This is a genomic window from Bacillus sp. JJ1127 (genome assembly GCF_036965845.1).
Taxonomy (GTDB): Bacteria; Bacillota; Bacilli; order Bacillales; family Bacillaceae_G; genus Bacillus_A.
Genome location: NZ_JBALQK010000204.1, coordinates 15,480 through 22,304, shown reverse-complemented (window position 1 = coordinate 22,304; position 6,825 = coordinate 15,480). Strand labels below are relative to the sequence as shown.

The following is a 6,825-nucleotide window of genomic DNA, read 5'->3' as shown; positions in this document are numbered from 1 at the left end:
TCTTCAGCTTTTTTCTTTGCGTCATCTTCGGCTTTTTTCTTAGCGTCATCTTCAGCTTTTTTCTTGGCGTCATCTTCAGCTTTTTTCTTGGCGTCATCTTCAGCTTTTTTCTTAGCCTCGTCTTCAGCTTTCTTCTTGGCATCTGCATTTTCGCCAGAAACAGTAAAGGATACGCCAGCGGCATTACTTGTACCAGTACCTTTTTTCGCTACTACAGAGAAGGTGTAAGTCACACCTGGTTTTACACCGCTAAGTGTAGCAGTTGTACCACTCACGGATAGGCTGCCACTAGAACCGTCGTTTGCTTTATAGCTTGCAGAATAAGCATCAACATCTGTTGAAGGACCAGACCAGCTTAATGTAATCGCATTAGATGCTGCATCATAAGATGGCGTTACACCAGTTGGTGGATCTACTTTGATCTGCTTAACAGCATCCTTTTTTGCACCTTTCACATAAAGTTCATCATTTATACGTTCTACAGAAGAAGGTTGTTCAAAACGAGTTTTATCTGTAGCATATTTACTCATCATTGCTTTAAACATTTGCTGTGCAATTTTTGTTGAGCGATCGCCTATATAATTTTCTTTACTATCTTTTTCGTAACCTGTCCAAACGGCCATTGTATATTGCGGTGTATATCCTGCAAACCAACTATCTCGGTTCGCATCTGCTGGAATACCGTATTTTTGGATAACCGATTTATCATAGTTTTGAGTTCCGGTCTTACCAGCAAGATCGACGCCTGGAACATATGCTGCCGAGCCGGTACCACCAGATCCTGGTTTTACAACATCGCGAAGGACATCTGTAATCATGTATGCTGTGTAATCTTGCATTACTCGTTTTTCTTTTGGTTTAAAGCTTTTCTTTTTGCCATCAGGGAAGACAACTTCTTTTACGAAATGAGGTTTATTGTAAACGCCATCGTTCCCAAATGCCGCATAGGCACCAGCTACCTGTAATGGAGAACTTTCGTTACTACCAATTGCCGTTGATTCATATGGGCCATCTTTGAATGTCATACCAAGTTTTTCGGCAAATTCTTTTGATTTATTTAATCCGACTGTTTGAGCAGTTTTTAAAGCAGGAATGTTTAAAGATTTTTTCAATGCTTCACGCATAGAAACATCCCCTTTGTAACTGCTTGTCGCATTTCGAATTTTTGTACCGTCTGAGTATGTATATTCTGAGTCGTTTAATTGATGATAAGTGGACCACTGTAGATTTTCAATCGCTGGACCGTAGTCAAAAATAGGTTTCATTGTGGAACCTACTTGGCGCTCTAAATCAATCGCCATATTATGTCCCTTAAATGTTGATTTACTTTCTTTACGCCCAGCACCAACTGCGCGAACTTCCCCAGAGGTTGTATCCATAAATACGAAAGAACCTTGGAATTGATCATTTGGGTATTTAATAATGTCCCCATCCATTATCTCTTCAGCGTAGTCTTGTGCTTTCCTATCAAGCGTTGTGTAAATTTGTAATCCATCAGATCCAATATTTACATCAGGCTCTTCTTTTTCGATTTCTTTTACAACTGCATCTAAAAAGGCAGGGTAAGGCATTTCAGTAACTTCTTTAGATGGAAGAAGTCCTTCTGTTACTGGGATAGCCATTGCCTCATCCATTTGTTGTTTTGTAATGAAATTATGACGATTCATTAATGTTAATACAACGTTACGACGTTTAGTTGCACGTTCTACATTTTCTTTTTTTGTTGGATCATAAATATTTGGTCCTTGTGGTAATCCCGCAAGCATTGCCGCTTCATGTAACTTTAAATCTTTTAAGTCTTTTCCATAATAGTTTTGCGCTGCAGTTGCGACACCATAAGAACGATTACCTAGGTTAATCTTGTTTAAGTACATTTCTAAAATTTCATGTTTGGAGTATTGTTGCTCTAATTTATAAGCTAAATACCATTCTTGTACTTTTCGTTTTGATGTTTTTTCCATCGTTAGAAAATAGTTTTTGATTACCTGCTGTGTAATTGTACTACCACCTTGTGATCCAAATCCGCCTGTGATGTTTTCCATAATCGCTTTTCCTGTACGTTTAATGTCGATTCCATTATGTTCATAAAAGCGAGCGTCTTCAGTGGCGAGGAATGCATTTTCTACTACTTTTGGAACTTGATCGTAAGTGATATTCGTTCGTTTTTCGGCACCATATTCATAAAAGAAATTGCCATCTTTATCATAAAATTTAGTAGATAACGGATTGACAAGTTTCGCTTTATCTAGCTTTGGAGCATCTTTTACCATGACGAAGAAAGCAGAAACCCCTGCCACAAGGCCAACAATGCCAAGAAGTAGGCAACCTATTAAAAATTTTTTAAAAAAGGAACCTTTTTTCTTGGGCTTCTCCTTTTTATTTGTTTCTTTCGTTTGATGTTTTGCATGTTTTCGTTCTGTACGAGAACGATACTTTTCTGACATTATACTTTCTCCTACCTTTCATTTTCTCCCCAAAAGTCGAAAAAAGAGCCTTATTGTTGACTCTATCATGAAAAATAAACCGTGTCTAGTACACGAATGTAATCAATTCGAGGGTGATAACCGCATGATAACAAGGATCCGTGCTCTTCGATTTCTTGTTTTGTAATCGATTTACGTCCACCATTATCTTGACGATTCCAAAATGAAATAACGTGTTTTGCATCGAGTAAATAAAATTCATCATAAAGTGTAAATTTAATAATAACAAATGCAATTCCATTATGAGCAATTACACGTTTCATATGCTCAATTTGATGATGATGGAAATTTTGTAGCGGGAAACTTGTTTTATTTTTTGTTTCTTTCGCTTCAAAATCAATGTATTTCCCCTTATATACACCGTTGTAATCTGTCGTAGAAGGCTGTTTAAAATAAGCTTCTTTTACAACTGCAGCGCTTCGAGCGGGGTAATCTACTTTTACAATTTGAAGAGGGGTCGGTTTTTTATGTACACATGCAATATTATGACTTAAATAATATTGATTTGTTTCATTTAATTCCTCTTCAAGAGACATACCTCTGTTACTGTAAGTATGTTTTTTCATTTGACTTTTTTGAGGTTGTAACGCTTGGTTATACCTTTTTCCGTTTGGATAACGAATGGTCATATTTTGTCCACTCCAACTTACTTAGGATCACTTACAAAGGTGATTATATCAAAAAAAGCAAAGGAAATGTGACTTTTTTCAGGAGAGATGAGGCGATTTGCTAATGTTTGTGTGGAATGAGTACGAGAAAATACAAAACGAACGTAGGGGTATTTCTTGTACAAAAGAGGAGAAGCATTTAATCATGTATATTAAGGAACAAATGACTCTAGCGAATATAGATAATATCTCACGTACACATGCCTATCAAGAATATTACTTGAGAAATAAAGAAATTCGGTGGTCTTTTTTAGCCAGTATGGTTTCGAGAAATTCTGGGTGGAATATGACAGATTTAGAAGGGAAGTATTATCCGAACGTTTTATCTGAAGAGAGGAGAAAACAATTATTTCTCACATATGAAAGTGCGAATTGGCTTATTTTTTCAGATGCATATCCGCAATTGTTATTGTACGAACATAGTAAAGAGGGCGGTGCAACGCTTTTTCATTTATTACAGTTTTTTGAAATATCTATTTTTATGGAGAAAGAATGGAAACGCTTTTGGGTAGAAAGAGATATGAATCGACTTATGACGGCACTAATTATTAATGAACAAAATAAAATTCAAAAACCAGTTATTGAGAATTCATATTTTCAAAAACGTGTATTTGATACAGCACTCTTTAAATTTCAAGAATGGTTTCATTTTAATGCGGTGATTTTTCCGACGGTGGAAGGGAATTTATATGGCTTCTCAGTTTATGAATTTGAAAAGTTACAAAAGCGTATCGAGCTTGGAAAGAACCTAGCATGGTTATTGTTTCATCCTGACTATGAAGAGTTATTTTATGATTTTGCCTTACATACTGTTCACACAGGTTCAAGGATGGATTATGAGCAATATTTTAAAGTTTCAAAAGAACAAGACACACCTCAGCTTAGAGATGTCTTTTCAATTGTGCCGCATCAAAAAAAGATTGAAACAGATTGGTTCCATTCAGGAATGGATGTAGAGACTTTATTTTTGCATAAGGAGCCAAAGGAAGAAACTGATATAACGGTTTGGTTTAGAGATAAACAAAAGCAAGTGCATCTTTTTTCTACATTAAATGGCTTTTTTAAAAGGTTAGATGACTTCATGATATAATAAGAAAAAGTCCCGCACTTTTACAAGGATGCGGGACTACTCGATTGGTTACGTTTATACATGTTTCATGAAAATGTATCATCTCAGTGGAATGTGAAAAGAAGGAAGTTATCTGAAGTGGATAACTTTTCTAACGCATGAAAGCCTCCCTTTATGTAGCAGGGAAGTTTGGCCCATCTAGCTTTGGATTTCCAGTCTCAGGTTTATTTTGTTGTTTGTTTTGCTTTTTCTTCTTTTCATCTTTATTTTTAGCCATGGTAACACCTCCCTTTTGTATTGTTACCATTTCTATAAAACACATACAAACCGATTTCTTCCGCTATTTTCGGAAAATAATTCCCTAACTATAAAGTGAAACTTTAATCAGTGGGGGTTCTTCATCCCCCACTGATTATCAGCCCTCACCAATCGGGCTTTTACGGGCAGTTTATCTCCCACCTACCTTCTTTGCTTTCACCGAATTTTGAGGTGGGAGTCTTACTGCCCGCAAATAGCGGGATAAAAATTGAGTAGAGATAAGGAAGATGAATAAGGGGAACAAATTGTTGGTGAAATCCTCATCATTGGTGGAAGTTTCACTTTATTTGCCGAATCTCAACTAGTTTTGTCAGTCATGCAGGAGTGAAAAGTGAACTGTCGAAATTACATGACAAAGGGAAAGCAAAGAAGGAGGCGTTTTATAAATGGCGATGGTTCAGAAGGAAAATGTAATGAAGAAAATGGATCAAATGTTAAGTGCTCTTGATTTGCTGGAAATGAATGTTTCTCTTAGGGTTAATCATGCTATAAAGGATAGACGTGAAGATATATGTAATAAGGCAGAAATAACAGAAATGCATATTCAACATATGGAAGATAAATTATTGCATCATGAAGAAAAAGGAAGTTGGCTTCAAACGTTTCAAAACGTCGTAGTAGGTGCATAGTAAGGTGGGAATAGAGTGAAGTATCAAGCGTTAATGCAATCTTCAAAAAAGTTAATGGATTATAATGATGAAACGATTGTAAAAAAAAGAGAAGATAAAGAGTTTGATTTTTATATGGATATGAAGCCTTTTGTAGATATGGTTGATCGAGAGTTAGAGGGTTGGAAAGAATTAGCCTATCAATGGATAAAACAAGAAAAGCCTAAATATATACATTTACAGCAAATTGATCAAGTGTATGATAATTTACAAAATAATGCTTTGCAGTGTTTTGTAAATAAGGGAAAAGGGAAACGATTTTATGAAACACATCAGGCGATTTTATATACGTTGCAAAATGTTGTGGAGTTATGTAAGTGACAAGAGGGGAAACCCTCTTGTTTTTATGATTCTGCAATTGTATGTGTGGGTTTCGTTGCCCCACTTGTTTCTAATTCACGTATCAATACTCGATATTCTGATATACATATTTTTCCTTCGAGATAACAATGTCTTGCGAAGTCGAGTAACTCATTCATATCTTCTGTACAATACCCCTTTTTTTGAGAAAAAGCCTGTTTTAAATCCCCTAATACCATGTTGATTCCTCCCCTATGAGAATCTTCTTCTTCATTATCATATCATGAAAGGGCTTACTTTCTTATTTTTTTAAAAATTTAAACTTCCGACAAAAACAGACATTTATATAGGTACACATTTTATTTTATAGGTACATATTCTATAGGTAGAAACTTAGGTAAAGGGGGAGAGAATGCATGTTTCAACAATCTAATGCATATCAGCAATCGAATTCATATACAAATCCAAATGTTTATCAATATAATGAGGATACATATTTACGCTACAATATGTATCCTTTCGCGCCTTATTATGGAAATCAAAATTATTATCAGCCATTTGAAGTGTCCTTCATGAACCAGCAACAGCAGCCGTATATGAACCAGCAACAGCAGCCGTATATGAACCAGCAACAGCAGCCATATATGAATCAGCAATATTATGTACCGCCGCAACCACAACCGTATATGAATCAGCCATCTATGTTTTATCCACCGAAACAGCCGTTTCAACCATATCCAACAATGAATAAACAAAAGCAACAACCAAGTCAGTTTTCTAGTTTTGTATCTCAATTTAAAACCGCGGATGGAAACTATGATGTGAATAAAATGATGAATACAGCAGGACAAATGATGAATGCGATGAATCAAGTTACAGGGATTGTAAAACAAGTTGGAGGATTTTTCGCAAAATAATGATAGCTATGTGGCCAAGTTAGTAGATTGAAATGACTAACAATATAGACAAATTTCCATTAAATAAATAGGTGTATATAACAAGCGGCTTTGATTCTTCTCTCATATTGTAAAGTGTAGTCAGATTTTTTTATGAGAGAGGAGAGAAAAACTATGCATCATTGTCATCCTTGTTTTGGAGGGCATAAGCCTACAGGACCTATTTGTACAACACCTCCTGTCATTCATCCAACAAAACAATGCGTAACACATACTTTTTCCACAACGGTGGTGCCGCATGTTCACCCAACTCATACAACACACGTTCACCATCAACAAGTTCAAAATGCACACTTCTTCCCACAAACAACTTCAAATGTAAATGTTGTAGAACCTGGTGAGCCAGGATTCGGTGGAGTTGGA

At 35.9% G+C, this 6,825-nt stretch carries 8 protein-coding genes; 5 read left to right on the top strand and 3 right to left on the bottom strand.

The features are described from left to right. Nucleotides 1–2,444 (bottom strand): PBP1A family penicillin-binding protein (locus tag V7183_RS19015; protein ID WP_335360473.1); only part of this gene is annotated, 2,444 nt, incomplete at its 3' end. A gap of 65 nt (nt 2,445–2,509) precedes the next feature. Further along, complete coding sequence (recU, locus tag V7183_RS19010; protein WP_097897203.1) at nt 2,510–3,112, bottom strand: Holliday junction resolvase RecU; 603 nt, start codon at nt 3,110–3,112, stop codon at nt 2,510–2,512. 103 nt (nt 3,113–3,215) lie between these two features. On the opposite strand from recU, the gene V7183_RS19005 reads away from it, so the two are divergent. The 3 genes from V7183_RS19005 (at nt 3,216) to V7183_RS18995 (ending at nt 5,527) form a co-directional block, all read left to right on the top strand. Beyond that, nucleotides 3,216–4,241 carry a DUF2515 domain-containing protein gene (locus V7183_RS19005; RefSeq protein ID WP_335360472.1) on the top strand — a complete coding sequence of 342 codons (1,026 nt, stop codon included), beginning with the start codon at nt 3,216–3,218 and terminating at the stop codon, nt 4,239–4,241. Nucleotides 4,242–4,924: 683 nt separating this feature from the next. Further along, the gene (locus tag V7183_RS19000; RefSeq protein WP_097897201.1) at nt 4,925–5,167 is read left to right on the top strand and encodes a hypothetical protein; all 243 of its coding nucleotides are present in this window, start codon (nt 4,925–4,927) and stop codon (nt 5,165–5,167) included. Nucleotides 5,168–5,182: 15 nt separating this feature from the next. Beyond that, nucleotides 5,183–5,527 carry a YppE family protein gene (locus tag V7183_RS18995; protein WP_097897200.1) on the top strand — a complete coding sequence of 115 codons (345 nt, stop codon included), beginning with the start codon at nt 5,183–5,185 and terminating at the stop codon, nt 5,525–5,527. A gap of 23 nt (nt 5,528–5,550) precedes the next feature. Here the strand turns inward: V7183_RS18995 and V7183_RS18990 are convergent, their stop codons facing one another. After that, the gene (locus tag V7183_RS18990) at nt 5,551–5,745 is read right to left on the bottom strand and encodes a YppF family protein (RefSeq protein WP_097897199.1); all 195 of its coding nucleotides are present in this window, start codon (nt 5,743–5,745) and stop codon (nt 5,551–5,553) included. A gap of 177 nt (nt 5,746–5,922) precedes the next feature. Here V7183_RS18990 and V7183_RS18985 point away from each other — a divergent pair, with 177 nt between their 5' ends. Further along, nucleotides 5,923–6,423 carry a YppG family protein gene (locus V7183_RS18985; protein WP_097897198.1) on the top strand — a complete coding sequence of 167 codons (501 nt, stop codon included), beginning with the start codon at nt 5,923–5,925 and terminating at the stop codon, nt 6,421–6,423. A gap of 153 nt (nt 6,424–6,576) precedes the next feature. Beyond that, nucleotides 6,577–6,825, top strand: a 249-nt coding sequence (locus V7183_RS18980) for a CotD family spore coat protein (protein ID WP_335360471.1), incomplete at its 3' end; no start/stop codon positions are given.

Bases quoted from the DNA above. Each gene is read 5' to 3' on its own strand.
- recU (WP_097897203.1), bottom strand. From the start codon at position 3,112: ATGACCATTCGTTATCCAAACGGAAAAAGGTATAACCAAGCGTTACAA.
- V7183_RS19005 (WP_335360472.1), top strand. From the start codon at position 3,216: ATGTTTGTGTGGAATGAGTACGAGAAAATACAAAACGAACGTAGGGGT.
- V7183_RS19000 (WP_097897201.1), top strand. From the start codon at position 4,925: ATGGCGATGGTTCAGAAGGAAAATGTAATGAAGAAAATGGATCAAATG.
- V7183_RS18990 (WP_097897199.1), bottom strand. From the start codon at position 5,745: ATGGTATTAGGGGATTTAAAACAGGCTTTTTCTCAAAAAAAGGGGTAT.
- V7183_RS18985 (WP_097897198.1), top strand. From the start codon at position 5,923: ATGTTTCAACAATCTAATGCATATCAGCAATCGAATTCATATACAAAT.